General features: G+C 39.3%; 23 protein-coding genes, 1 pseudogene and 1 riboswitch. Of the genes and pseudogenes, 20 read left to right on the forward strand and 4 right to left on the reverse strand.

What is annotated here, in order from left to right:
* Positions 1 to 23: 23 nt before the first annotated feature.
* A complete protein-coding gene (locus CEQ83_RS04405; protein ID WP_155017008.1) occupies positions 24 to 1,058 on the forward strand; it encodes a FecCD family ABC transporter permease in 1,035 nt (344 codons plus the stop codon).
* Between the two features lie 6 nt (positions 1,059 to 1,064).
* The gene (locus tag CEQ83_RS04410; RefSeq protein WP_028412140.1) at positions 1,065 to 2,081 is read left to right on the forward strand and encodes a FecCD family ABC transporter permease; all 1,017 of its coding nucleotides are present in this window, start codon (positions 1,065 to 1,067) and stop codon (positions 2,079 to 2,081) included.
* A 26-nt stretch (positions 2,082 to 2,107) separates the two neighbouring features.
* On the opposite strand, the gene CEQ83_RS04415 is transcribed toward CEQ83_RS04410, so the two are convergent.
* Complete coding sequence (locus CEQ83_RS04415) at positions 2,108 to 3,109, reverse strand: DUF3231 family protein (RefSeq protein ID WP_155017009.1); 1,002 nt, start codon at positions 3,107 to 3,109, stop codon at positions 2,108 to 2,110.
* A gap of 247 nt (positions 3,110 to 3,356) precedes the next feature.
* Here CEQ83_RS04415 and nei point away from each other — a divergent pair, with 247 nt between their 5' ends.
* From nei to CEQ83_RS04500, 17 genes and pseudogenes are all read left to right on the forward strand, one after another.
* A complete protein-coding gene (gene nei / locus CEQ83_RS04420; protein ID WP_028412142.1) occupies positions 3,357 to 4,175 on the forward strand; it encodes an endonuclease VIII in 819 nt (272 codons plus the stop codon).
* Between the two features lie 105 nt (positions 4,176 to 4,280).
* The gene (locus CEQ83_RS04425) at positions 4,281 to 4,658 is read left to right on the forward strand and encodes an FAS1-like dehydratase domain-containing protein (RefSeq protein WP_013055587.1); all 378 of its coding nucleotides are present in this window, start codon (positions 4,281 to 4,283) and stop codon (positions 4,656 to 4,658) included.
* Positions 4,659 to 4,873: 215 nt separating this feature from the next.
* On the forward strand, positions 4,874 to 6,253 hold the full coding sequence (locus CEQ83_RS04430; RefSeq protein ID WP_155017010.1) for a DUF6612 family protein: 1,380 nt from the start codon (positions 4,874 to 4,876) through the stop codon (positions 6,251 to 6,253).
* Positions 6,254 to 6,409: 156 nt separating this feature from the next.
* Complete coding sequence (murQ, locus tag CEQ83_RS04435) at positions 6,410 to 7,315, forward strand: N-acetylmuramic acid 6-phosphate etherase (RefSeq protein ID WP_155017011.1); 906 nt, start codon at positions 6,410 to 6,412, stop codon at positions 7,313 to 7,315.
* Between the two features lie 12 nt (positions 7,316 to 7,327).
* Positions 7,328 to 8,182, forward strand: coding sequence for a MurR/RpiR family transcriptional regulator (locus CEQ83_RS04440; RefSeq protein ID WP_033578150.1), 855 nt, complete (start codon positions 7,328 to 7,330; stop codon positions 8,180 to 8,182).
* An 89-nt stretch (positions 8,183 to 8,271) separates the two neighbouring features.
* Positions 8,272 to 9,633 carry a PTS transporter subunit EIIC gene (locus CEQ83_RS04445; RefSeq protein WP_155017012.1) on the forward strand — a complete coding sequence of 454 codons (1,362 nt, stop codon included), beginning with the start codon at positions 8,272 to 8,274 and terminating at the stop codon, positions 9,631 to 9,633.
* Complete coding sequence (locus tag CEQ83_RS04450) at positions 9,630 to 10,640, forward strand: MupG family TIM beta-alpha barrel fold protein (RefSeq protein ID WP_155017013.1); 1,011 nt, start codon at positions 9,630 to 9,632, stop codon at positions 10,638 to 10,640. Before CEQ83_RS04445 ends, CEQ83_RS04450 begins: the two co-directional genes overlap by 4 nt.
* A 145-nt stretch (positions 10,641 to 10,785) precedes the next feature.
* A pseudogene (locus CEQ83_RS27770) lies at positions 10,786 to 10,908 on the forward strand (LacI family DNA-binding transcriptional regulator); the annotation flags it as partial.
* Positions 10,909 to 10,920: 12 nt separating this feature from the next.
* On the forward strand, positions 10,921 to 11,781 hold the full coding sequence (locus tag CEQ83_RS04460) for a LacI family DNA-binding transcriptional regulator (protein ID WP_028412149.1): 861 nt from the start codon (positions 10,921 to 10,923) through the stop codon (positions 11,779 to 11,781).
* A gap of 149 nt (positions 11,782 to 11,930) precedes the next feature.
* Complete coding sequence (locus CEQ83_RS04465; RefSeq protein WP_028412150.1) at positions 11,931 to 12,830, forward strand: dihydrodipicolinate synthase family protein; 900 nt, start codon at positions 11,931 to 11,933, stop codon at positions 12,828 to 12,830.
* A gap of 110 nt (positions 12,831 to 12,940) precedes the next feature.
* Positions 12,941 to 14,239: an MFS transporter gene (locus CEQ83_RS04470; RefSeq protein WP_028412151.1), complete on the forward strand. Its 1,299-nt coding sequence runs from the start codon at positions 12,941 to 12,943 to the stop codon at positions 14,237 to 14,239.
* Positions 14,240 to 14,418: 179 nt separating this feature from the next.
* Positions 14,419 to 14,521: riboswitch (TPP riboswitch) on the forward strand.
* Between the two features lie 115 nt (positions 14,522 to 14,636).
* Positions 14,637 to 15,914, forward strand: a complete 1,278-nt coding sequence (locus CEQ83_RS04475) for an acetylornithine deacetylase (RefSeq protein ID WP_028412152.1) — start codon at positions 14,637 to 14,639, stop codon at positions 15,912 to 15,914.
* A 5-nt stretch (positions 15,915 to 15,919) separates the two neighbouring features.
* Positions 15,920 to 16,591 carry a thiaminase II gene (gene tenA, locus CEQ83_RS04480; RefSeq protein ID WP_028412153.1) on the forward strand — a complete coding sequence of 224 codons (672 nt, stop codon included), beginning with the start codon at positions 15,920 to 15,922 and terminating at the stop codon, positions 16,589 to 16,591.
* Positions 16,584 to 17,348, forward strand: a complete 765-nt coding sequence (locus tag CEQ83_RS04485) for an ABC transporter ATP-binding protein (RefSeq protein ID WP_028412154.1) — start codon at positions 16,584 to 16,586, stop codon at positions 17,346 to 17,348. Before tenA ends, CEQ83_RS04485 begins: the two co-directional genes overlap by 8 nt.
* Positions 17,345 to 18,088: an ABC transporter permease gene (locus tag CEQ83_RS04490; RefSeq protein ID WP_028412155.1), complete on the forward strand. Its 744-nt coding sequence runs from the start codon at positions 17,345 to 17,347 to the stop codon at positions 18,086 to 18,088. Before CEQ83_RS04485 ends, CEQ83_RS04490 begins: the two co-directional genes overlap by 4 nt.
* A complete protein-coding gene (locus CEQ83_RS04495; RefSeq protein ID WP_033578153.1) occupies positions 18,085 to 19,095 on the forward strand; it encodes an ABC transporter substrate-binding protein in 1,011 nt (336 codons plus the stop codon). Before CEQ83_RS04490 ends, CEQ83_RS04495 begins: the two co-directional genes overlap by 4 nt.
* An 86-nt stretch (positions 19,096 to 19,181) precedes the next feature.
* Positions 19,182 to 19,427, forward strand: coding sequence for a ferredoxin (locus CEQ83_RS04500; protein WP_108674397.1), 246 nt, complete (start codon positions 19,182 to 19,184; stop codon positions 19,425 to 19,427).
* 113 nt (positions 19,428 to 19,540) lie between these two features.
* On the opposite strand, the gene hxlB is transcribed toward CEQ83_RS04500, so the two are convergent.
* From hxlB to CEQ83_RS04515, 3 genes are all read right to left on the reverse strand, one after another.
* Entirely contained in the window at positions 19,541 to 20,098 is a 558-nt protein-coding gene (gene hxlB, locus CEQ83_RS04505) for a 6-phospho-3-hexuloisomerase (protein WP_013055598.1), read from the reverse strand.
* A gap of 10 nt (positions 20,099 to 20,108) precedes the next feature.
* Complete coding sequence (gene hxlA, locus CEQ83_RS04510; protein ID WP_013055599.1) at positions 20,109 to 20,738, reverse strand: 3-hexulose-6-phosphate synthase; 630 nt, start codon at positions 20,736 to 20,738, stop codon at positions 20,109 to 20,111.
* Between the two features lie 268 nt (positions 20,739 to 21,006).
* Positions 21,007 to 21,372, reverse strand: coding sequence for a transcriptional activator HxlR (locus CEQ83_RS04515; RefSeq protein ID WP_028412158.1), 366 nt, complete (start codon positions 21,370 to 21,372; stop codon positions 21,007 to 21,009).
* A gap of 261 nt (positions 21,373 to 21,633) precedes the next feature.
* Between CEQ83_RS04515 and CEQ83_RS04520 the strand changes: the two genes are divergently transcribed.
* Entirely contained in the window at positions 21,634 to 22,218 is a 585-nt protein-coding gene (locus tag CEQ83_RS04520) for a hypothetical protein (protein WP_108674398.1), read from the forward strand.
* Position 22,219 lies beyond the last annotated feature (1 nt).

The following is a 22,219-nucleotide window of genomic DNA, read 5'->3' on the forward strand; positions in this document are numbered from 1 at the left end:
AATGGAAGGAGGCGCAGTCTACTATGAAAGCTGTTCACGGTTTATCCAAAAGAAACAAATCTCCACTTCGCATAATAGCTATTTTTCTTGCTGTTATCATTCTTTTACTGATTTCTATGTTTTTATCTATTTCCATCGGTTCTATACATATTTCTTTTGGGACGATTAAGCAAGCTTTACTAGATTTTGACGGATCAAAAGAACAATCGATTATTCAAACTGTCCGTCTGCCTCGCTTATTGGTCACGGCATTTGTTGGTGCTAATTTGGCTGTAGCCGGAGCGTTGATGCAAGCATTAACTAGAAACCCATTAGCTTCTCCTGGTATTTTTGGTATTAATGCCGGGGCATCAGCGGCAATGGTATTTTTAACGGTTTTAGTGCCAGGTGTAAGCATGATTGGCGGGGTGTTTGGAGCATTTTTAGGAGGCGCCTTTGCTGCTGTTATTGTCTACGTCATGAGTTCGTTGATTAAAGGAGGAGACAGCGATGTAAAGCTTGCTTTAACGGGTGTCGCTATACAAGGTATGCTTATGTCTCTTACACAAACGCTGCTAATTTTTAATGAAAGCAAAACAGAAGGCGTTATGTTCTGGCTCACCGGCTCAGTTATTGGGCGGGACTGGGGACATGTTCACGTGTTGCTTCCTTTTAGCATTGTAGGTCTGCTTGTTGCGTTTAGTCTGGGAAGAGCGTCTTCTTTGCTATCTTTAGGAGATGATGTAGCTAGAGGACTCGGGCAGCGAGTCTTTGCCATTAGAGCGTTCACTGCAGTTGTTGTGATTGTATTAGCTGGTGTTTCAGTGGCGATTGCGGGTCCTATTGGATTTGTAGGGCTTGTTGTTCCTCATATGGTGCGCTATTTAATAGGTGTAGATTACCGAGTTGTTTTGCCAATGAGCGCGCTGCTTGGAGCATCTTTACTGCTATTAGCAGACGTATTGTCGCGATTTATTACATACCCGTATGAGACCCCTGTAGGTGCAGTGACAGCACTTCTTGGAACACCGTACTTTATTTACTTAGCGAGACGCAAAAAAACAGAAAGGAAGGCATGAGTATATATGCAGACTGTCAATAAAACAAAAAAGCAGCCATCTCGATTCAAGTCTGTCGGCCTGTTTATCATTCTTTCTGTCTTAATTATAGCGCTGAGCGTGATAAGCCTTAGCTTAGGAGACATTAACATACCTCCTTTAGATATTATTACGTCTTTTATTGGCATTGGCGATCCTGACTTGACGTCTATTTTGGTAGAATTTCGCCTGCCTCGTATTTTGCTGGCTATTTTAACCGGGATCGGCCTAGCTGTGTCCGGAGTCGTCGTACAGTCTATTATGAGAAATCCGCTCGCTAGTCCCGATACATTAGGTCTTTCAAGCGGATCAGGGTTAGCTGCTGTTGCAGTCACTATTTTACTGCCTTTAGCAAGTCCGTCTGTTTTATCAGTCGCTGCGTTTGCAGGAGGCTCCTTTGTCTTCGTAATCGTCTATTTGCTTGCTTATAAAAAAGGAGTAGAACCTATTCGATTTGCGTTAATAGGTGTAGCGGTCAGCGCTTTTTGTTCATCCGGTATTCACTTGTTAATTTCAAAAGCAAATCCAAACGTAAACGCAGCACTCATTTGGCTGAGCGGCAGCTTATGGGGAAGAACATGGGATCAATTGATTGGTTTACTTCCATGGGTCGTTATACTAGTACCGCTGATTTGGCTGTTAGCTGCTCGGTTAGATTTAATTCATTTAGGCGATGAAGTGGCTAGGGGGCTAGGGGCTAGAGTAGAGTTAATTCGTCTAGTATTACTAGCAAGCGCAGTGGCAATGACGGCTGCTGTTGTATCGGTTGTTGGCACCATTGGCTTTGTAGGGCTTATTATTCCTCATGTGGCCAAACGGTTAGTGGGACCGAGACATAAACAACTGATTCCTACAGCCGCTTTACTTGGAGCTTTGTTTGTACTAGCAGCAGATTTGATTGGGAGAGGAATTGCTCCTCCGATTGAAATTCCGGCCGGATTAATCATTGGCATTATCGGCGCTCCGTATTTTCTTTATTTACTGTGGAGAGAATCTAAAAAATAAGCTCGCGCTTTAGCGCGAGCTTATTTTTATTCCAAGTGAATTTTGGGAAATGGAATATGCGGAGGCTCTTCTAGCCATCCTTGTTCAATACTTATTCTTGATACTTCTTTGGCATACTCCAAAATTTCAGTCGTGAAGTTTGTATAGTTTAAAGCGAGATCTAAACGGGGGCTTGTTGACATCGCAAGCCCGTAGCCACGTACATTTTCAGTAATCATCGCAGCTAGGTGAAACATCATGAGTTTTTCTGAAAATGGAGGAACAGAAGACTTTTCTACTCCGTAATCCCACTTCATTGTGACCGGTATGTTTTCTACCATTAGCGGTTGTGACAGGGATTCAATATGCTGCTGCACAAGCTCTCTACCCTTTAATAAAAAAGCCTGAATGTCCTGAGAAGGAGCTGTTTGAGCAAACCCTAAAATTAAATCCTTTGCAATTAAGTTCGTCTGTATGCTTGACACGATATGAGAAATTTCAATGACGGTTAACGGCCGCTTTTCATCAAAATAGCTTCCTAAGAAGAGTTCTTTATCGTTCATATCAGACGCATCTGCAATAGGAATGGGAGGCAGTTCTATAAAAATTTGTTTTTCTAACAACAAATCTGTAATCGTTTGGTTAAGCTTTTCTGCTTTTAACAGCAAGCTGCGAAAAAAAGATCGTACATCATTTCTTGCGGCAACATCGACGCCCGTAGTTGCTGACAGCAGAAGGACATTTGAAATATGCTTTAAATAAAGCAAATAAAAAGAATCCGAAAATAATTTTGGAGCTTCAGCGTCAAGGTCTTCTTCTCCGAAACCAAGCGGGATTGGCATATTTTCTTTTAAAAAGATAGCAGTGAGCGCATCACTGTTTTTTGTTGTGATATGCAGTGTACCTTGAATCGCTTTTTGAATCTCTAAATCGTCTACATGACAAAGAAATTGTTTGAGCATACAAGAAATCGCTTTATCGTTCATATATTGCTTCCAAATAACAGCCATCTCAGCGGCTGATAGTGGAGAAAATAATTGATTATTCATAATAAACTCCTCATGCTAAGTAATTAACAAGTTTCTAAAAGGTTACCAACTAGTATAAGTCAAAGGAAGTAAGATAAACACTATAGAAAGTAAAAAAGGTATCAACATTTTACTATAAGAGTAAACGTCATGCATAATTTAAAGGTTCTTTTAGCAAAAGAAGGGCGCAGCCGCTTCTTTCTTGCAAAGCAGAAATAAAACCGAAATAATAAATGAAGAAAGTTAGGCAAGAAAGGAGTTTCATTATATGCCAGAAGGTCCAGAAATTAGACGAGCAGCCGACGAAGTGGAAAAAGCGATTATCGGTCTTCCTGTTCGCGAGATATGGTTTGCTTTTCCATCTTTGCAACATTATGAAGAAGTATTAACAGGAGCTCGTATTGAGAGAGTAGATACAAAAGGAAAAGCTATGCTTATTCGTTTTGACAACGGCTATACCATTTACTCACATAATCAGCTTTATGGAAAATGGTATGTTCGTTCATCTTACAATTATCCATCTACAAACAGACAGCTGCGCCTTGCAATTCATAATGAAAAAAAATCAGCGCTGCTTTATAGCGCTTCTGATATTGAAGTATTGCGTGATGAAGAAGTTCCAGCTCATCCTTTTGTATCAAGGGTTGGTCCTGATATCTTAAGTGAAGAAGTAACGGCAGGTGAGCTTTTAGACCGTTTTTATTCTAAACCATTTTATCGTAGAAAGTGGGCATCGCTGCTGCTAGACCAAAGCTTTATAGCTGGGATTGGCAATTACTTGCGCAGTGAAATCCTATTTGTAGCGGGAATTAACCCTGCAGCTCGTCCCATAGACTGCACGGAAGAACAGCTTAAAAAGGCAGCTGAAGCAACCATTTCTCTTGTAAAACAGTCCTATAAAACAGGTGGCATTACAAATGATGTAAAGCTTGCTGAATCGTTAAAAAAGAAAGGGCAAAAGCGCTCTGCATACCGCCACTGGGTTTTTAACCGTGAAGGAGAAGCTTGTCGAATTGACGGCACGCCTATTCTAAAAGTCCAAGCTGCTTCTAGAAGGCTTTATTACTGTCCTACTTGTCAGAAATAGCAGGATATATTTATTCTGCTATTTTTTTTGATGTGAAAATGAATGACTGTTCATTTTTGTGATATAGTTAAAAAGTAAAGTCATAATCTTAAGGGGAGGGATAAGATGGAATGTAAAGCTGGAGATACATTTACGTGGCAAAGAACGTTTCAAGAGGAAGAAATCATGCAGTTTGCGGAGATGACTGGAGACCGGGGCAAACATCATATAGAACGTGACGAAAAAGGGCGGCTAATGGTACATGGGCTTATGACTGCTAGTATTGGGACAAAGATAGGGGGAGACTTAAACTACATTGCAAGAGAAATGGTGAGCGAATTTCTTCGTCCAGTTTTTGCAGGAGATACAGTTACCTGTGAATGCATATTAACTGAAGTAGAAAAAGCAGATGGTTTTCAAAAAGTGAAAATCAAATCAGTGTATCGAAATCAACAAGGTAAAGAAGTACTGATAGGGACAAGTAATGGAATTATAAGAGATTGAAATAAAAGCGCTAACAAAAAATAAGTTTTGAAGGTTGTTAAAAAAGTCACGGATTCGTGACTTTTTTATTGTTCAATTTCCTTCTTTTGTTGGTTACCATTTAAATGTAAATATGGTAATTTAGTAAAGTTGAGTTTCGCAAATGGTAAAAATGTGTATTTACTAAGTACATAGATTCTTATTTTTGGAAAAATATTTAAAAAGGAGTTTCTTAGATGAAAAAAATAATGAATACCGGCTTAGCACTATCACTCGCTCTATTGCTTTCGGCATGTGGGATGCCGTCTTCAGAGGAATTAACGGGTGACGTGAAAGAAGCACAAGAAAAGGTGAAAAATGTTCAAGTGAAAGTCAATGGGAAAGAAGAAGGATCGTCTGATTACAAAGTCAACGGAGTACAAGAGTTTGATTTTAAAAGTAAAGCAGGTTACATTAACACAAAAATGAACGGCGAAGAATTGAAGATGTATCATGACGGTGATGAAACGTTAGCTGTGGCTGGAGAAGAAAGCACAAAAGTACAGGGAGAAGAAAAAAAGTACGTTAAGGCTTTAATTAATAACGCTAGGGAGCTTCAACAAAATCCAATACGCTACTACCAAAAATATGATAAAAATCTTCCAAATGAATTTGACGTCACCGAAAAAGGCAAAGAGTATGTATTAACATTTAACGGAGACAAAGACAAAAAGCAAAAAATTGTAGCAGGTGATGCTAAAGCTTATTATAAAATAACAAATCAAGGCAGCGATACTGCTGTAGACCTTGACCAAATTAAAGGAAAAGATTTTTCGCTTATTGTGACAATTGATAAAGAAACGAAGCAAATAAAGAAAGTAGTAAAAAATCAGTCGTATTCAGTTAAAGTAGACGGAAAAACAGAAAACTCAAAGTCTAAGCAAACGTATACGTATACATATAACCAATTAGACAATGTAACAAAACCAAAAGTGGAAGCAAAAGCCGCTGCTGCTTCTAATGGTAGCAGCACGGAAACGCCAAGTAAAGAAAAGCAGGCTGCCTATGCCAAGGAAGCGGGACAATACGTGGATGCTTTAATTCAAGCAACTGTTTATCAAAATACAGATCAATTTGTTGCCAAACATCCGAATCAGCAAGATAAGAAACAGGTAAAAGAAAAAGGGGAGTTCCAAAAGAGTTCGTTTGTAGAGTTTTTTGAAACGAATTTTAAAGGGGCTTTATCATCATTGAGCTCAAATATAACCGATGAGCAGTTAAACGAAGTAAGCAGCGCTTTTCTAAAAGCTCTTTCATCTACAAAATATAACATTAAAGATGCAGCGTATAGTGCTGAAGATGATGCGTATGTCGTACAAGTCGAAATTCAAGGATTTAACGATGCAAGTGTATTAGCGGAAGTCATGACACCACTTGCAGAAAAATATCAGGCGGGTGAGCTGAGTAACGAGCAGTTAGTAAACGAACTTATTGACGGAGTAGCAAAACGCTATCGTGAGCCAGTTGAATTACTTCCGGCAAAAACAGTCCCTGTACACGTCGTAAGAAATGGTGAAAAAGATTACGAAGTTTTAATGCAAGATGAGTATCTGTTAACATTTGCTCAACAATCATAAATAGACATAAAAAAGGATTTCAGCTATATGCCTGAAATCTTTTTTTATGTTGTTTTAAAATATAATTTTAAAAAATAAAATAAATAATTGAAATTATATTTTAAACGAATTATAATAACCATAACTTCACTACATGATGAAAAAGGAGCCGAAAAGATGAATGAACAGCTTACGTTATTAACAACAGAGTCTCAAAACGAGCAGACCATGAAGATAGATACGGCTAGTACAAAAGAAATTTTAAACGTAATGAATAAAGAAGATCAAAAAGTGGCGCTGGCTGTGCAAGAGGTACTTCCAGACGTAGAGGTAGCAGTTGAGTTTGTAAGCGAATCGTTTCAAAAGGAAGGGCGGCTTATTTATGTCGGAGCAGGAACAAGCGGACGGCTGGGAGTATTGGATGCTGTTGAATGCCCGCCTACTTTCAGTACCAATCCCAATCAGGTACAGGGACTGATGGCTGGAGGAGAAAAAGCATTTGTGAAAGCAGTTGAAGGTGCAGAAGATAAAGAAGAATTGGGAGCAGCAGATTTACAAAAAATACATTTAAATGAACGAGACACAGTCATTGGAATTGCTGCAAGCGGACGTACGCCTTATGTGATTGGTGCATTGAAATGTGCAAAATCTGTAAAAGCTAAAACAGTGGCGCTGTCTTGCAATGGTAATTCACTTATTGGAAAAGAAGCAGATCATAGCATCGAGGTAGTAGTAGGTCCAGAAGTGCTAACAGGTTCCACAAGGTTAAAAGCAGCAAGCGCTCATAAAATGATTCTCAACATGATTTCTACCGCGGCCATGATTAAAGTAGGAAAAGCATATGAAAATTTAATGATAGATGTTCATGTGAGTAATGAAAAGCTTAAGGAACGAGCGATAGGTATTATTTGTAAAATTACAGGTGTTTCTTACGAGCGAGCAAGTCAAACGCTTGAAGAAGCAAATAATGAGGTAAAAACAGCAGTGGTTATGATCAAAACAAATGAAAATTACGACACCGCAAAGATGTTACTGAATAATGCGGGGGGGTATGTGAGAAAAGCGATTGAACATTACGTATAAAGGAGAGAAACGATGTCAACAGGCGGATTAACAATGATTAAAAACACGGTGGCTAAGCTTCCAGATTCGGAGCGGAAAATTGCTGAATATATTTTAAACAACCCGCATACTGTGGTAAACAGTACGGCTGGGGAACTAGGAAGACTAGCGAATGCGAGCAGTGCCGCTGTTATTCGTTTGTGTAAATCTATCGGGGTTAGCGGCTTTCAAGAATTAAAGGTAAGAGTAGCCGGTGATTTAGCTAAAGATACAGAACAAGGATACCGTGATATTGAAACAAATGAAACAATTCAATCTATTGTCAAAAAAACGGCAAGCAACAGCATTCAAAGTCTAAGTGATACGGCTGAGCTTGTGAATTATAAAGAAGTAGAGCGGGCTGTTTTGGCGCTGATTGGAGCAAAAAACATTCATTTTTTCGGAATTGGTGCTTCACATATTATTGCTATAGATGCGCAGCAAAAATTTCTTCGAATTAATAAAAATGCGACGGCTTTTGCGGATAGCCATTTAGCAGCTACACTCATCGCAAATGCAAGTAAAGACGATGTAGTTGTGGGTATTTCTTTTTCAGGAGAGACTCCTGAAGTAAGCAACGTCTTATCTTTAGCTAAAAATCGCGGAGTAAAGACGATTAGCTTAACTAAGTACGGACAGTCTACCGTTTCGTCTTTAGCAGATATTTGTTTGTATACGTCTTATTCTCAAGAAGCGCCGTTTCGAAGCGCAGCAACATCGTCTCGTTTAGCCCAGCTTTATGTGATTGATGTTTTATTTTTAAGTATTGCAGCGCAGCAGTACGACCAGACGATTGAGTATATTGACAAAACAAGAGATGCCATTCAGTTTTTGAAAGATAAGAAATAAAAAAAGAAAACGATTACAAAAAGGGGATTTTGTGGTCTGTTTCCTCAGTGGCGTATCCATCTAAGAGGAAAATACAAAGGGGGATTAACATGTCTTTAGATAATCATCAATTAGCAAAGGCTGTTTTGGAGATGCTTGGGGGAGCATCCAATATTGAAGCGTATACGCATTGTATGACGCGGCTGCGTGTGACTATAAAAGATGATTCAATTGTTAAAAAGGCAGATATACGAAAACTTGAAGGCGTGCTCGGATTAGTGGAAGAAGAAACGCTGCAAATCATTATTGGGCCGGGCAAAGTGAACAAAGTAACAGAAGAATTTGGAAAGTTAATTGATGAATCCGGCGGTATTAACTTAGAAAATCGTGCAGCACAGCGGAAATCGGAGCTGAAAGAAAAAAATGCAACTCCGTTTAAGCTGTTGCTTCGCCGAATTGCAAGTATTTTTATTCCGTTGATACCTGCTCTTGTAGCATCTGGACTTATTACCGGAGTGACAAAAGCAGCTGTGCAGGCGAAGTGGCTTCCGGCAGATTCACAGATTGCTATTCTTTTAACCGTTATCGGAAGCGGTTTATTTGCCTATCTGGGTATTTTAGTAGGTATTAATGCAGCAAAAGAATTTGGTGGTTCGCCAGCTCTAGGAGGCTTAGCGGGCATTTTAGTCATTAATCCTGCCGTAGCTGATATTAAACTTTTTGGTGAAGCACTTTTGCCGGGGCGTGGGGGCTTAATAGGAGTGCTGCTTGCAGCAATCTTTATGGCCGTGTTAGAAAAACGAGTACGTAAATTTGTCCCACAGTCACTGGATATTATTATTACACCAACCGTTACGGTGTTAATTACAGGAATTATTACGTATGTGGTATTCATGCCAATCGGCGGCTTCATTTCAGATGGAATCACAAAAGGTCTTTTAGGAGTTTTAGAGGTTGGAGGAGTTGTAGCAGGCTTTGTTTTAGGGGCAACGTTTTTGCCGCTCGTTATTACAGGACTGCATCAAGGTCTTACTCCGGTCCATTTAGAGCTTATTAATTCGATTGGAGATGATCCGCTTCTTCCTATACTAGCAATGGGCGGAGCCGGTCAGGTTGGTGCAGCTTTTGCTATTTATATCAAAACAAAGAAAAAACGCTTAAAGCGAGCAATTGGAGGCGCACTTCCTTCAGGGCTGCTGGGAATCGGAGAGCCGCTTATTTTTGGAGTCACACTTCCTTTAGGGCGTCCATTTTTAACCGCTTGTCTTGGAGCTGGAATCGGCGGAGCGTTTCAGGCGCACTTCCATATTGCAACTGTAGCAGTGGGAGTATCGGGTTTGCCGCTTACGTTTTTAGTTCATGCGCATCAAATTCTTCTTTATTTACTTGGATTAGTTATTGCTTACGCAGCAGGCTTTATTTGTACCTATTTCTTTGGATTTAACGATGAAATGGCGAGGGAGTTTGAATGATTGGCATTTCGTTTTATTTGAACGATAGAGATGCCAAACAAAGATTAGTAGAAGCGAGTGAATGCGGCGTTACACGCGCATTCACTTCACTTCACATTCCAGAGGAAAAAGGAGATTTGGCTGAACGGGCAAAAGAATTGCTTCATGTGGCTAGAGATTGTGGAATAAGCGTGTATGCAGATGTATCTAAGCATACACCGGTTCATTTAGGTATCGAAAGCCTTATGACTCTATCTTCACTTGGCGTATCTGGTATTAGACTAGACGATGGCTTTAGCGTAGAAGAAACGATTTTACTTGCGGATGAGTTTTATATTGCCCTTAATGCAAGTACAGTGTCAAAACTAGAAATAGAAGCGCTGTTATCTGCAGGCCTTCATCATCATCAGCTGCTTGCTTGGCATAATTTTTATCCGCGGCCTGAAACAGGGCTTGAAGAAACGTTTTTTCAACAGCAGACAGATTTATTCAATAAACTTCGTGTTCCAGTGTGTGCTTATATTCCTGGAGAAGGCGAAAAAAGAGGTCCTATTTATCAAGGTCTTCCTACTAGAGAAAAAGACCGTAATAAATGTCCTTTTACCTCTGCAGTAGATTTATACGGATGCGGAGTAACGGAGGTTTATATTGGAGATCCATACGCCAGTTCAAGTTTATTAAAACGTTTAGTTCAATATCAAGAAAACCGCATTATTCCGCTACGCATTCGTTCACCTCATATACAGGGAACGTACAGCGTGCGTCCGGATATATCAAGAGACGTTCTGCGTTTGGTGGATACACGATCTGTAGAACCAGTGCCGCCATATCATACAGTCGAGCGCGGAATCGGAGCAATTACAATGGACAATGATGGCTACGGACGTTACAGAGGAGAGGTTCAAATAGCTAAAAGGAATTTGCCTGCAAATGCTAATGTGAATGTGATTGGGTATGTAATAGAAGAAGATCATGAGCTGCTTTCATTAGTGAGACCGGGACAAAAGCTTAAGCTTATCAATGTCTAAAAGGAAAAATGAATTCATCATCGAATCCATTTTTTTATTTAAGCGGAAGAAAAAAGAATTGTCAAACTAAAATGAAAGCGTTATACTGAGTTTAGTAAAACGTTAAACTAAAAATGGAGATGGTCATCTGGTTACAATTAAAGATATTGCAAAAGCAGCAGATGTTTCAATTACGACTGCCTCCCTCATTTTAAACAACAAACCGGGAGCAAGCAGAATTTCTGAAGCTACTAAACTGCGTGTAATTGCAGCTTCAAAAAAATTAGGCTATATCCCCAATATGTCTGCGCGTAACTTGCGGGGACAAGACAAATCAGCGCAGCTAACAATTGCTCTTATTTGGCCAATTGATACGCGCGTATCGTTAGTGGGACGCATTCTTACAGGTATTCAAAACTACATAGCTTCATTAAAAAGCGGCCCTACTATTAAATTATTAGTCGAAACGTTTCAAAATGAAGAAGGTATTTCCTCTGTAAAAGGTCTTCAAACATCTTCATATTTTAACGGAGCGATTATTGCGAATACAACGGCAGCTGATGAGGCTTATATTCACCGATCTAAACCTGGTGTTCCGATTGTTTTATTTAATCGTGTATCATCTATATACTCTGTTATACAATCCAAAAATTATGAAGCGGGCCAAGCGGTAGCAGATCATTTTATTCGTAATAATCATCAACATATCAGTATTTTAGTTCCAGACGTGTCTTCACAGGCTTTAGAAGCAGGAGTAAAAGGCGTAACAGATAGAATTGAACAGACTGATGTTACGTATTGTCACCATTACTGTTCATATACAGAACAAGGTGGGTATGACAGCATCAAACAGCTTATTGAACAAGGAAAAGTTCCAACCGCTGTGATTTGTTTGAGTGATCATGTTGCATTAGGAGCTCTTTCTGCTCTTAATGACTACGGCATCTCTGTGCCAGCTGATTGTGAAGTGATGGGATTTGATAACCAAGAGTTCTCTAAATTTACTAACCCAAAACTTTCGACTGTCAATTTGCCGGTAGAAAAAATGGCCTATTGTGCAGGAGAGCTTTTAGTTAAAACAATTTCTGATCCATATGGGGATGTGGACCAACAGATATTTGATTTGGAAATTATTCATCGTAATACAACGAGAATCAAATAAAAAGCAATGCCATTCATGAGGTCTCTTTAAAAAGAGACCGATTTAGAAAAATATAAGAGCAAGCTTTTTATTTTTTTATTAGTAAAACGTTGTACTAAAACGTTTTACTAAATATAGAGTAATTCACTACTAACAAAGGGGAGAAGGAAATGAAACATTTATACGGAGTTACAACAGCAATGGTTACACCGTTTACTAAAACGGGTGAAGTAGATTTAGAGAAAGTAGTAAATTTAACAGAGTTTTTAATTTCAAAAGGAGTGCACTGCTTGTATCCGCTTGGTACAACGGGCGAGATGCTTCGTCTATCTGTCAAAGAAAGAAAGCAAGTTGCAGAAACAGTAGTGAAACAAGCGGCTAATCGTGTAACCGTATTCATACATGTAGGAGCTATGAATGAAGAAGATACAATTGAGCTTGCAAAACATGCCTATGAAATTGGCGCCGACGGTATCGGAGTAGTTACGCCTATGTTCTTTGGAGCAAACGATAACGAACTAGAAACGTATTTTATAAAAGTAGCAAACAGTGTCCCGAATGATTTTCCCGTATATTTATATAATATTCCTCAGTGTTCAAGCAATGATTTAACGGCAGAGGTAGCTCAAAAAGTGGCAGATTCATGCAAGAATGTAATTGGTATTAAATATAGCTACCCTGACTATTTACGCGTAAATGATTATTTAAATATTAACGATGGAAACTTTTCTGTTCTTCCCGGAACCGATCGTTTATTTTTAGCAGCTCTGGCTATGGGATGTGAAGGAGTTGTCTCCGGTGTATCGGGCGTTTATCCCGAGCCTTTTGTAGAGACTTATAATGCCTTTAAAGCGAATGATTTAGAAAAAGCGAGAAAGATGCAAAAAGTTGCTATTCAATATTGTGAAGCTCTTTTAAACGGAAGCAACATGTCTTATTTTAAAGAAGCATTAAAATTGAGAGGCATTGATGTTGGTGGCATGAGATCTCCTCAAATAGATTTAACAGAAGAAGAAGTCAAAGAATTAGATGATAAACTAAATAGCATTCGTCCAAAGAGCAGTGTTTAATAATTGGTTCATGTTCTGAATAAACTCATGCATTTCTAGTGAACAGGGCTGTTTGATAATAAGCAAACAGCTCATTCACTATAACGATTAAGGTTATGGAGGGATATTCTATGGCGGTTACATCTAAATTAAATGAAAGCGTTAACAAAGATTTAGGTCCTGTAAAGCAAGATGTAAAAAAGACGAATATACGCTGGTGGCTTATTATTGTATTGCTAATTGGAGCAGTTGTTAACTATTTAGACCGCTCTAATTTAAGCATCGCTAATACCACGATTGCCAAAGAGTTTGGGCTGTCTTCTACACAAATGGGTCTTTTGCTTTCAGCTTTTCTCTGGCCATATGCCTTAGCAAATCTACCAGCAGGCTGGCTGGTTGACAAATACGGGCCGAAAAAAATGTTTGCATGGGCATCAGGCCTATGGTCTGTGGCAACGGTAGCAAGTGCATTTACTAACACGTATTCTGCTCTTTATGCCATGAGAATGCTTCTTGGTGTATCGGAGTCTCCTTTTTTTACTTCAGGAATTAAAGTGACGGAAAGATGGTTTAAAAAAGAAGAGCGCGGCCTTCCTACTTCGATTATTAATACAGGGTCTCAAATTGCTAATGCGATTGCTCCGCCACTTCTAACGGTACTGCTTTTAACAATGAGTTGGAGAGGAATGTTTGTTGTTATAGGAGCAGCAGGCTTTATTGTGATGTTTGTTTGGCTAAAGATATACCGAGATCCGGATTATGTTGCCAATAAAGTGAAAGCTGTCCCTAAAGAAGAAATAAAAATCAGTCATACCTCACAAGCAAAATGGTCACAGCTGTTTAAATATAAAAGCACATGGTTTATGATTATCGGGAATTTCGGAATTATGTTTACGATATGGGTTTATTTAACTTGGCTTCCTAGCTACTTAGAAACAGAGCGCGGTTTTAGCCTAAAACAAACGGGCTGGATTGCTGCTATTCCGTTTCTAGCAGGAATCATAGGAGTGTTGCTTGGTGGTGTAATTTCAGATAGATTTATTCGAAAAGGAATTAATGCAGTAACGGCAAGAAAAATACCAATTGTAGGCGGGGCAATCTTAGCCGCAGCATCGGTAGCACCCGTTCCTTTTATTGATAATGCAGCCTTAAGTATTGTCTTATTGTCGATTGGCTACTTCGCGTCACAGCTGCCATCAGGCGTCATTTGGACTCTAGCGGCGGATATTGCACCAAAGGAACAAGTTGCTTCACTCGGCGCTATTCAGAACTTCGGTGGATTTCTAGGAGCGGCAATGGCTCCTATCGTAACAGGGTTTATATTAGATGCAACGGGAACTTTTACGGCGGTTTTCCTGTTAGGAGCAGGACTGCTTTTAATTGGTGCTATTAGTTATGGCGTATTTTTAAAGAAGCCAATAGCTAACTAGTAATGTCACAAAAACAAAGAGCACACACTGCATGAAAAAGGTGTGTGCTTTTTCTTTTACTACTAAAAAGGAAACTATTTTCATTACCATATCATGAACCTTTCTATTGAATAAAACGCTTTACTATGATAAAACTATTACAGGTAAACATATGATAATAGATTAATTTCATAGAGATACAACACCACTAGGGGTGCTTTCGAAGCTGAGAGAGACGATAAGTCTTAACCCTTATAACCTGAACTAGGTAATACTAGCGTAGGAAAGAGGTATTGTAATGGATGTTTTGTATGGGATTTCCTTACGAACTCGTTATAATAATTTTGTGTACATAAACAAAAACACTTCTTTCCTGCGAAAGAAGTGTTTTTTTTATGCGTAAAGGAAGGTGTCATACATGAAAGAAACAATTGATTTGCTTGTCAAACAGGTAGAGGAGCGCAAAGGAGAGTTAATCCAGTTATTAACAACGCTTGTTTCGTATAAAACGCCAGCGCCTCCTGCACGAAATTCTCATGAAGCGCAGCTGTACGTAGCGGATTTTCTTAAAAACTGCGGTTTTTCCATTGATATGTGGGACTTATATTCTAACGACCCTATCGTAGTGGGAACGTTAAAAGGACAAAAATCGGCTGACTATCAAAGCTTGATTATTAACGGCCATATGGATGTTGCTGAGGTACAAGAAAATGAAAATTGGGAAACCAATCCGTTTGAAGCTGTTGTGAAAGACAATATGATAATTGGACGCGGAGTTGCTGATATGAAAGGCGGTTTGGCGGGAGCATTATTTGCTGTGCAGCTTTTAACAGAAGCAGGAATCGAGCTGCCAGGAGACTTGATTTTTGAATCCGTTGTAGGAGAAGAAGTAGGAGAGGCAGGTACGCTGCAATGCTGTCAGAAAGGGTATACAGCTGATTTTGCGCTTGTAGTCGATACAAGTGATTTACATATTCAAGGTCAAGGCGGAGTGATCACGGGATGGATTACGATAAAAAGCAGTAAAACCTATCATGACGGTACACGCCGAAGTATGATTCATGCTGGAGGAGGGCTGTTAGCCGCAAGCGCTATTGAAAAGATGGCAAAAGTGATCGGAGGGCTACAAGAATTGGAGCGTCACTGGGCTGTTACAAAGAGCTATCCAGGATTTTTGCCAGGGACAAATACGATTAATCCAGCAGTAATCGAAGGCGGAAGACATGCTGCTTTTATTGCAGATGAATGCAGGCTGTGGATCACCGTTCACTATTATCCTAATGAATCGTACGACCAAGTATCAAAAGAAGTGGAAGAATATATTATAGCTATTGCAAAAGCAGATCCATGGTTAAAAGATAATCTGCCAACCTTTGAATGGGGAGGCACATCAATGATTGAAGACAGAGGAGAAATCTTTCCGTCATTAGAAATTGATGAAAATCATGCAGGAGTGCAGCTGCTTGCAAATACTCATGAACAAATGGAAGGGAAAAAGCCTCCAATTGATGTGTCAACTAGCGTAACAGACGGGGGATGGCTAGCTGATGCGGGAATTCCCGCCGCTATTTACGGTCCGGGAAATTTAGCAAATGCACATGCTGTGAACGAACAATTAGATATTAATCAGCTTGTTCAATATACAAAAGTGATAGTGCAGTTCATTTATACGTGGCTGCATACGCATAAGGAGTGATCATCATGAAATTTAGTGAACGATTATACGAAAAGCTGCAGCCTATTTGGCGTCAAAATCATAATCATCCCTTCGTACAGGGGATGGGAGATGGAACGCTTGAAAAGGAGAAGTTTCGCTTCTACATGATTCAAGATTACCTTTACCTAATTGATTATGCCAAATTATTTGCGATTGGAGCCATGAAAGCTACCGATCTTCAAACGATGGGGAAATTTGCAGCTCTTTTAGATTCTACATTAAACGAAGAAATGAGTCTGCACCGTGAGTATGCCAAGAAATTTGAAATCAGCGAAAAAGAATTAGAAAAAGCGCAGCCATCTCCTACAACGCTTGCATACACGCACTATATGCTGCACGTTGGTCAAAGTGGAACATTAGCTGAATTAGTAGCCGCTCTTTTGCCTTGTATGTGGAGCTACTGGGAAATAGGAAAAGAACTTAGTGAAAAGCCTGGAGCTAACAATGAGTTTTACCGTGAGTGGATTGAAATGTACAGCTCAGAAGAATTTGGAGAACTGGCGACATGGTGTATCAATTTATTTGACTCACTTACTGAAGATAAATCAGAAGTGGAATTAGAAAAGCTTGAAGAAATTTTCTTGAATACGACGCGTTTTGAGTATATGTTCTGGGATATGGCTTATAACGAAGCGATGTGGCCAATTCATGAATAGGTCTGTGTTATCTTTTCAAAACGTCAGTTTTACGTACAAGAACGGTGATCAAGCGATTTTAAAATCATTAAACTTAGACGTGAAAGAAGGCGAGTTTGTCAGTATCGTTGGAGCGAGCGGCTCTGGGAAAAGTACGTTGTTTCGTCTCATTACAGGTCTTGAACAGCAGAGTGAAGGCGATATCGTGATTAACGGAAAGTCTTATGAAAAGCGACTAGGAAAAGTAGGCTATATGCCGCAGCAAGATTTGCTGCTTCCGTGGCGTACGATTCTAGACAATGCAGCACTGCCTCTTGAGCTTCACAATGTATCAAAAGCAAGTGCTCATAAGCAAGTGTCTCAGCTGCTTGAAGAGTTTGGCCTAAAAGGGTATGAAAACCGTTTTCCAAGTGATTTATCCGGAGGGATGAAGCAGCGCGTTTCTTTTCTTCGGACGGTATTAAGCGGTTCTAACGTACTGCTTTTAGATGAGCCTTTTAGTGCACTTGATGCAATCACACGTTTATCGATGCAGGAATGGCTGCTTGACCAATGGCAAAAGCGTAAGCATAGCATCTTATTTATCACTCATGACGTCAATGAAGCGCTTTTTTTATCAGATCGCATTTTTATCTTTTCAGACAAGCCAGTAAGTTGTCTTGAAGAAATTCAAGTGCCGCTTAGCAGACCTCGAACGCAAAAAGATCTGAATCAACAGCGAGTGCTTGATGTGAAAGATTATTTAATTGAACAGCTAAGATCGAAGGTGAACACATGAAAAAGTACGGGGCTTCAGTGATTTTAGTAGTCATTTTGCTGGCTGCTTGGGAAATTGGAGCACGCATTGTAAACTATCCGTTTATTTTACCAACGCCCAGCGGTATTTTAACGAAGCTTTGGGAGCTGCGAATGGATTTATTGTTTAAGCATTTACCAGCTACGTTATCTATTGTCGTAATTGGGCTTGTAATATCCGTTGTGCTAGGGGTTCTGCTGGCTGTGTGGATGAATTGGAGTCCGCTTATTGAGCGTGCTTTTTATCCGCTTATTATTGCGTCACAAATGATTCCGACCATTGCCATTGCTCCTGTATTTGTGCTGTGGTTTGGCTACTCCATTTGGAGCAAAGTGATTGTGACCGTATTAATTACGTTTTTTCCCATTACCGTTAGCACATTTGACGGTCTTCGTTCTACAAACAAAGAGTTAAAAGAACTCATGTTAACGATGGGAGCAACAAAAAAAGATATTTTCTTTAAGTTGAACATTCCTTCTGCACTGCCTCATTTTTATTCGGGACTCAAAGTAGCGGTTACCTTTAGTATAATAGGTGCTGCCATTGGGGAATGGTTGGGTGCGCAAGCAGGCTTAGGATATTTCAGTCGTCGCATGATGACACAGTTTGATGCAGCTGGTGTATTTGCACCAATTGTGATTTTATCCGCGCTTGGTATTTTATTTTTTATTATTGTAGTAGGTTTCGAAAAACGTTCATTAAAGTGGAGGAAAACAGAATGAAAAAATGGTTTGCGATTAGCTTAAGCCTGCTGCTTGTTTTGATGCTCGCTGCTTGCGGTCAGGACAAGGAAAATAAAGCTGGTGACAGTAAAAAATTAAAAGACGTTACAATTATGCTTGATTGGTATCCAAATGCAGTGCACAGCTTCATTTACGCTGCACAAGAAAAAGGATATTTCAAAAAAGAAGGGCTGAATGTAAAAGTACAATTTCCTGCTAATCCAACAGACTCGCTTAATTTAGCAGCTGCAGGGAAAGTCACGCTTGGCCTTTACTATCAGCCTGATGTAGCAATGGCACGAGCAAATGAAGATGTGCCGGTAAAGTCGGTAGGAGCGATTGTAAGATCTCCGCTAAACCGGGTTGTGGCATTGAAAGATAGCGGTATTAAGCGTCCTAAAGATTTAGAAGGAAAAGTAGTAGGATACAGCGGAACACCATTAAGTGAATCTGTTCTAAAGAAAATGGTGAAAAGCGATGGAGGAGATCCGAATAAAGTAAAACTAGTAGACGTAGGGTTTGAGTTAAATTCATCACTGATTAGCAAAAAAGTAGATGCTGTAATAGGTGCGTATATTAACCACGAAGTACCATTGCTTCACAAAAAAGGATACAAAACGGTTGACATTGATCCGTCAGATTACGGCGTGCCATCTTATTACGAGCTAGTGGCCGTTACAGGGGATCAAACGTGGGCAAAAGATTCTGATACGATTAAAGCGTTTTGGCGTGCCGCGACAAAAGGGTATGAATACACGGAGAAACATCCAAAAGAATCACTTCAAATTTTGTTAGATAATCAAGATAAATCAAACTTCCCGCTTGAAAAAGATGTGGAAACAAAAAGTTTGAATATCTTACTTCCAAAAATGAAGTCTGAACAAGGATTCGGCAGTCAAACGAAAGAATCATGGCAATCAAATGTTAACTGGTTAAAAGAGTCAGGGTTAATTAAGAAAAAGCCAAATGTAGATGAGATGTTTGAGAATATTGGGGAATCTCAGTAAATAATTTAAGACGAATTTAAAAAAACCTCCTTATACTGAACGTAACTTTCTGAAAGAGAAAGTGAAAAGGTCAAGGAGGTTTTTTTATGGCTTTTACGATAGTAGAGAAGGAAACATGTATTGCTTGCGGAGCATGTGGAGGGAGTGCGCCAGATCTTTATGATTATGATTCAGAAGGTCTTGCTTATGCCGTATTAGATAACAACGAAGGAACAAAAGAAGTTCCTGAACATCAGCAAGATGATATGATGGAAGCGTACGAAGGGTGTCCAACAGACTCGATTAAAGTTGCAGAGCAGCCGTTTTATGGAGATGCAGCAAAATTCGAATAGGGCTTTTGAAAAAATAAATAATGATAAAGTACATTTAGTTATCTGATAAGTGAATATTTGGTTATATAGAAAGTTCCAAAACAAAAAAGGTCTTGCCTAGGCAAGACCTTTTTCTACTCTAAATTTGCATGCTTTCCGTACATCGTATGAGTATCAAGTTCTTTCTTCTCCATGAAGCGAAGAATCAGCGCATCGTAAAAAAGAAGAAGCGTTTGTTCAAACAGTGACGCCATAGGCTGTACGGTTTGATAACTGCTTTGTTCTTGGTCCTTCGGAGCGCCGGGCAGCTTCACGATGAAGTCAGCCAGCTTGCCAAGCGTGGAATCGGGGGAAATCGTGACTACTCCAACTTTTCCTCCAAGTTCTTTTGCTTTTTGAGCAATAGGAATCAAGCTCTTCGTTTCGCCAGAACCTGATCCGATGATTAATAAATCATCCTGCGTGAAAGTGGACGTCACGGTTTCTCCAATGACATAAGCATCAATGCCCATATGCATCATACGCATAGCAAACGACTTGCCCATAAGACCTGAACGGCCTGCTCCTGTGACAAACACTTTTTTAGATGAGATGATGCCATTTACAAGCTGTTCAGCTTCATCGTCAGCGATTAGAGCTGTTGTTTGTAAAAGCTCATTCATAACCGTTTTTAAATGTTCGCTCGTCTGCATAGAAAGCTCCTTAATTTGTAATAAGCTCTTTCATTTGAGAAGCAACTGATTTTTTATCATCTTGGCTCGTGATGCCTCCGCCAACGATAACAAGATCAGGCTGTGCTTTTACTACTTCAGGTAAAGATTCTAATTTAATGCCGCCAGCAACGGCTGTTTTTGCATTTTTTACAACGCTTTTGATTGTTACTAAATCTTCAAAAGAGTTTTGACCAACTGCTTGAAGATCGTATCCTGTGTGTACGCAGATATAGTCAACGCCAAATTCGTCTAGCTCTTTTGCGCGTCCTTTAATATCTTTTACACCAATCATATCGACTAGAATTTTTTTACCTTGTTTTTTCGCTTCTTCAACTGCACCTTTAATTGACATATCTTCAGCCACACCTAAGATGGTAATGATGTCTGCTCCAGCTTGAGAAGCTTGCTGTACTTCATAACCAGCTGCATCCATGATTTTTAGGTCAGCTAATACTTTTAAATTAGGAAATGCTTCTTTAATTTCTTTAACGGCGCGAAGCCCTTCATTGATTACAACAGGTGTACCGATTTCCACGATATCAATATGTTCTTCAACTTCTTTTACTACCTCTTTTGCTTGAGAAATATTAACAAGATCTAATGCTAATTGTAATTCCATTCTACTCCACTCCTTACAGAAATCTATAGATACCTTTTGTGCCTTTTTACATAAAAAGCAGCTGGTGTAGTTATTGTACCCGCAGTTTGAGGTTCTTAAAAGTACGCACTTTTCCCACAAATAGTGTGGGGAATGATAGTATACAGAAGTATACTAATGGACATATCAGTCTTGTAACCGCTTAATTTTCATTAAAAATGCGGATGATATTGAGTAATATCATCCGCATAAAAAAATAAAAACTATGGAATAGAAGGATTCGTTTCCATCATTTAATTAACGTTTCTGCCTTTTGTTCTTGATTGACCAGCACTGTATCACGGTAATTTTTACCCCAATCGTACATGGCTGTTAAAATAGGCATTAAACTTTCTCCTTCTTTTGTAAGTGAGTATTCGACTTTAGGTGGTACGACAGGATAAACTTTACGGTTAACAATTAGATCTTCTTCCAGTTCCCGCAGCTGGTTAACCAGCATGCGCGGCGTAATATCAGGAATAAGCGATTTTAGTTCCCCGAACCGTTTTGTTCCTTCACGTCCTAAGTGCCATAGTATCAGCATCTTCCATTTTCCGCCGATAATAGCAAGCGTTAATTCTTTTTCACAGTTAAATTCCTTATTAAGCTGGCTCAATTGTTTCACCCCTATGACCAATAGTATAAAATTTCTTTTACAGTACTTCTTATTATACCGGTGCTGACAATCCTTTTACAAAAATCCGGCTTGTATCTTTCCATTAAAAAATTTAGCTTTTTTTACTATATAGTTATTCTTGACTAGTGAGATATAAAAGGTGGCCTTTAGTCATGTTTTTTATTTTTAACGAATTCAATTGTTTAAATATAAAAAAAGATGGGAAATCACTCAATAACGATGCTAAAGGAGGCAGTAAAAATGGAAAGAAACCGATCTGAATTACAAAACCCTGCTTTAAGCAACAGCGCAGGCATCAACAACGATGTAGGAATTAATAACAATCCACAGACAGCTAATAGCACTGCTGCTGTTAGCACCACGGGGAAAAGCTACAGCAGCAAGCTAGTAAAAGGTGTTGTTGTCGGGGCAGTTGTAGGTGGATGTATAACATTACTTGATAATAAAACTCGCTCATCTGTTAAAAGAAGAGCCGTTACATTAAAGGACTCTTCTGCAAACATGATTAATCAAGTAAAAGAGAACCCTCAAGAAACAAAAGAAAAAATGGTGCAGCAAATGAAAAATGCATCGAATCTTTTAAAAGATGCAATTAATGATGCCAAACATTTGTACGAGCGTGTAAATGAAGATTTCTTTAAGCAAGCAGAAGATGTGAAAAGCGTTACGCATGATGCAAAATCAACGGTAGAAGATGCTAAAAGTGATTTACAGCAAATTGGTGAAAAAGTGAAAGATGCAACTTCTGAAATAAGTAAGGAAAAGATGACGCCGGACGAAAAACCAGAATTTGAGCGTGAAAGAACATATCAGTCTATTCACTAAG

Source organism: Priestia megaterium (assembly GCF_009497655.1).
GTDB classification, from domain to species: Bacteria; Bacillota; Bacilli; order Bacillales; family Bacillaceae_H; genus Priestia; species Priestia zanthoxyli.

Excerpts from the sequence above, each read along its gene's own strand:
- tenA (WP_028412153.1), top strand. The coding sequence starts at position 15,920 with ATGAAATTTAGTGAACGATTATACGAAAAGCTGCAGCCTATTTGGCGT.
- murQ (WP_155017011.1), top strand. The coding sequence starts at position 6,410 with ATGAATGAACAGCTTACGTTATTAACAACAGAGTCTCAAAACGAGCAG.
- CEQ83_RS04425 (WP_013055587.1), top strand. The coding sequence starts at position 4,281 with ATGGAATGTAAAGCTGGAGATACATTTACGTGGCAAAGAACGTTTCAA.
- CEQ83_RS04500 (WP_108674397.1), top strand. The coding sequence starts at position 19,182 with ATGGCTTTTACGATAGTAGAGAAGGAAACATGTATTGCTTGCGGAGCA.
- CEQ83_RS04490 (WP_028412155.1), top strand. The coding sequence starts at position 17,345 with ATGAAAAAGTACGGGGCTTCAGTGATTTTAGTAGTCATTTTGCTGGCT.
- CEQ83_RS04405 (WP_155017008.1), top strand. The coding sequence starts at position 24 with ATGAAAGCTGTTCACGGTTTATCCAAAAGAAACAAATCTCCACTTCGC.
- CEQ83_RS04445 (WP_155017012.1), top strand. The coding sequence starts at position 8,272 with ATGTCTTTAGATAATCATCAATTAGCAAAGGCTGTTTTGGAGATGCTT.
- CEQ83_RS04460 (WP_028412149.1), top strand. The coding sequence starts at position 10,921 with ATGTCTGCGCGTAACTTGCGGGGACAAGACAAATCAGCGCAGCTAACA.
- CEQ83_RS04465 (WP_028412150.1), top strand. The coding sequence starts at position 11,931 with ATGAAACATTTATACGGAGTTACAACAGCAATGGTTACACCGTTTACT.
- hxlA (WP_013055599.1), bottom strand. The coding sequence starts at position 20,738 with ATGGAATTACAATTAGCATTAGATCTTGTTAATATTTCTCAAGCAAAA.
- CEQ83_RS04410 (WP_028412140.1), top strand. The coding sequence starts at position 1,065 with ATGCAGACTGTCAATAAAACAAAAAAGCAGCCATCTCGATTCAAGTCT.
- nei (WP_028412142.1), top strand. The coding sequence starts at position 3,357 with ATGCCAGAAGGTCCAGAAATTAGACGAGCAGCCGACGAAGTGGAAAAA.
- CEQ83_RS04470 (WP_028412151.1), top strand. The coding sequence starts at position 12,941 with ATGGCGGTTACATCTAAATTAAATGAAAGCGTTAACAAAGATTTAGGT.
- CEQ83_RS04485 (WP_028412154.1), top strand. The coding sequence starts at position 16,584 with ATGAATAGGTCTGTGTTATCTTTTCAAAACGTCAGTTTTACGTACAAG.
- CEQ83_RS04450 (WP_155017013.1), top strand. The coding sequence starts at position 9,630 with ATGATTGGCATTTCGTTTTATTTGAACGATAGAGATGCCAAACAAAGA.
- CEQ83_RS04475 (WP_028412152.1), top strand. The coding sequence starts at position 14,637 with ATGAAAGAAACAATTGATTTGCTTGTCAAACAGGTAGAGGAGCGCAAA.
- CEQ83_RS04520 (WP_108674398.1), top strand. The coding sequence starts at position 21,634 with ATGGAAAGAAACCGATCTGAATTACAAAACCCTGCTTTAAGCAACAGC.
- CEQ83_RS04415 (WP_155017009.1), bottom strand. The coding sequence starts at position 3,109 with ATGAATAATCAATTATTTTCTCCACTATCAGCCGCTGAGATGGCTGTT.
- CEQ83_RS04440 (WP_033578150.1), top strand. The coding sequence starts at position 7,328 with ATGTCAACAGGCGGATTAACAATGATTAAAAACACGGTGGCTAAGCTT.
- CEQ83_RS04495 (WP_033578153.1), top strand. The coding sequence starts at position 18,085 with ATGAAAAAATGGTTTGCGATTAGCTTAAGCCTGCTGCTTGTTTTGATG.
- hxlB (WP_013055598.1), bottom strand. The coding sequence starts at position 20,098 with ATGCAGACGAGCGAACATTTAAAAACGGTTATGAATGAGCTTTTACAA.
- CEQ83_RS04430 (WP_155017010.1), top strand. The coding sequence starts at position 4,874 with ATGAAAAAAATAATGAATACCGGCTTAGCACTATCACTCGCTCTATTG.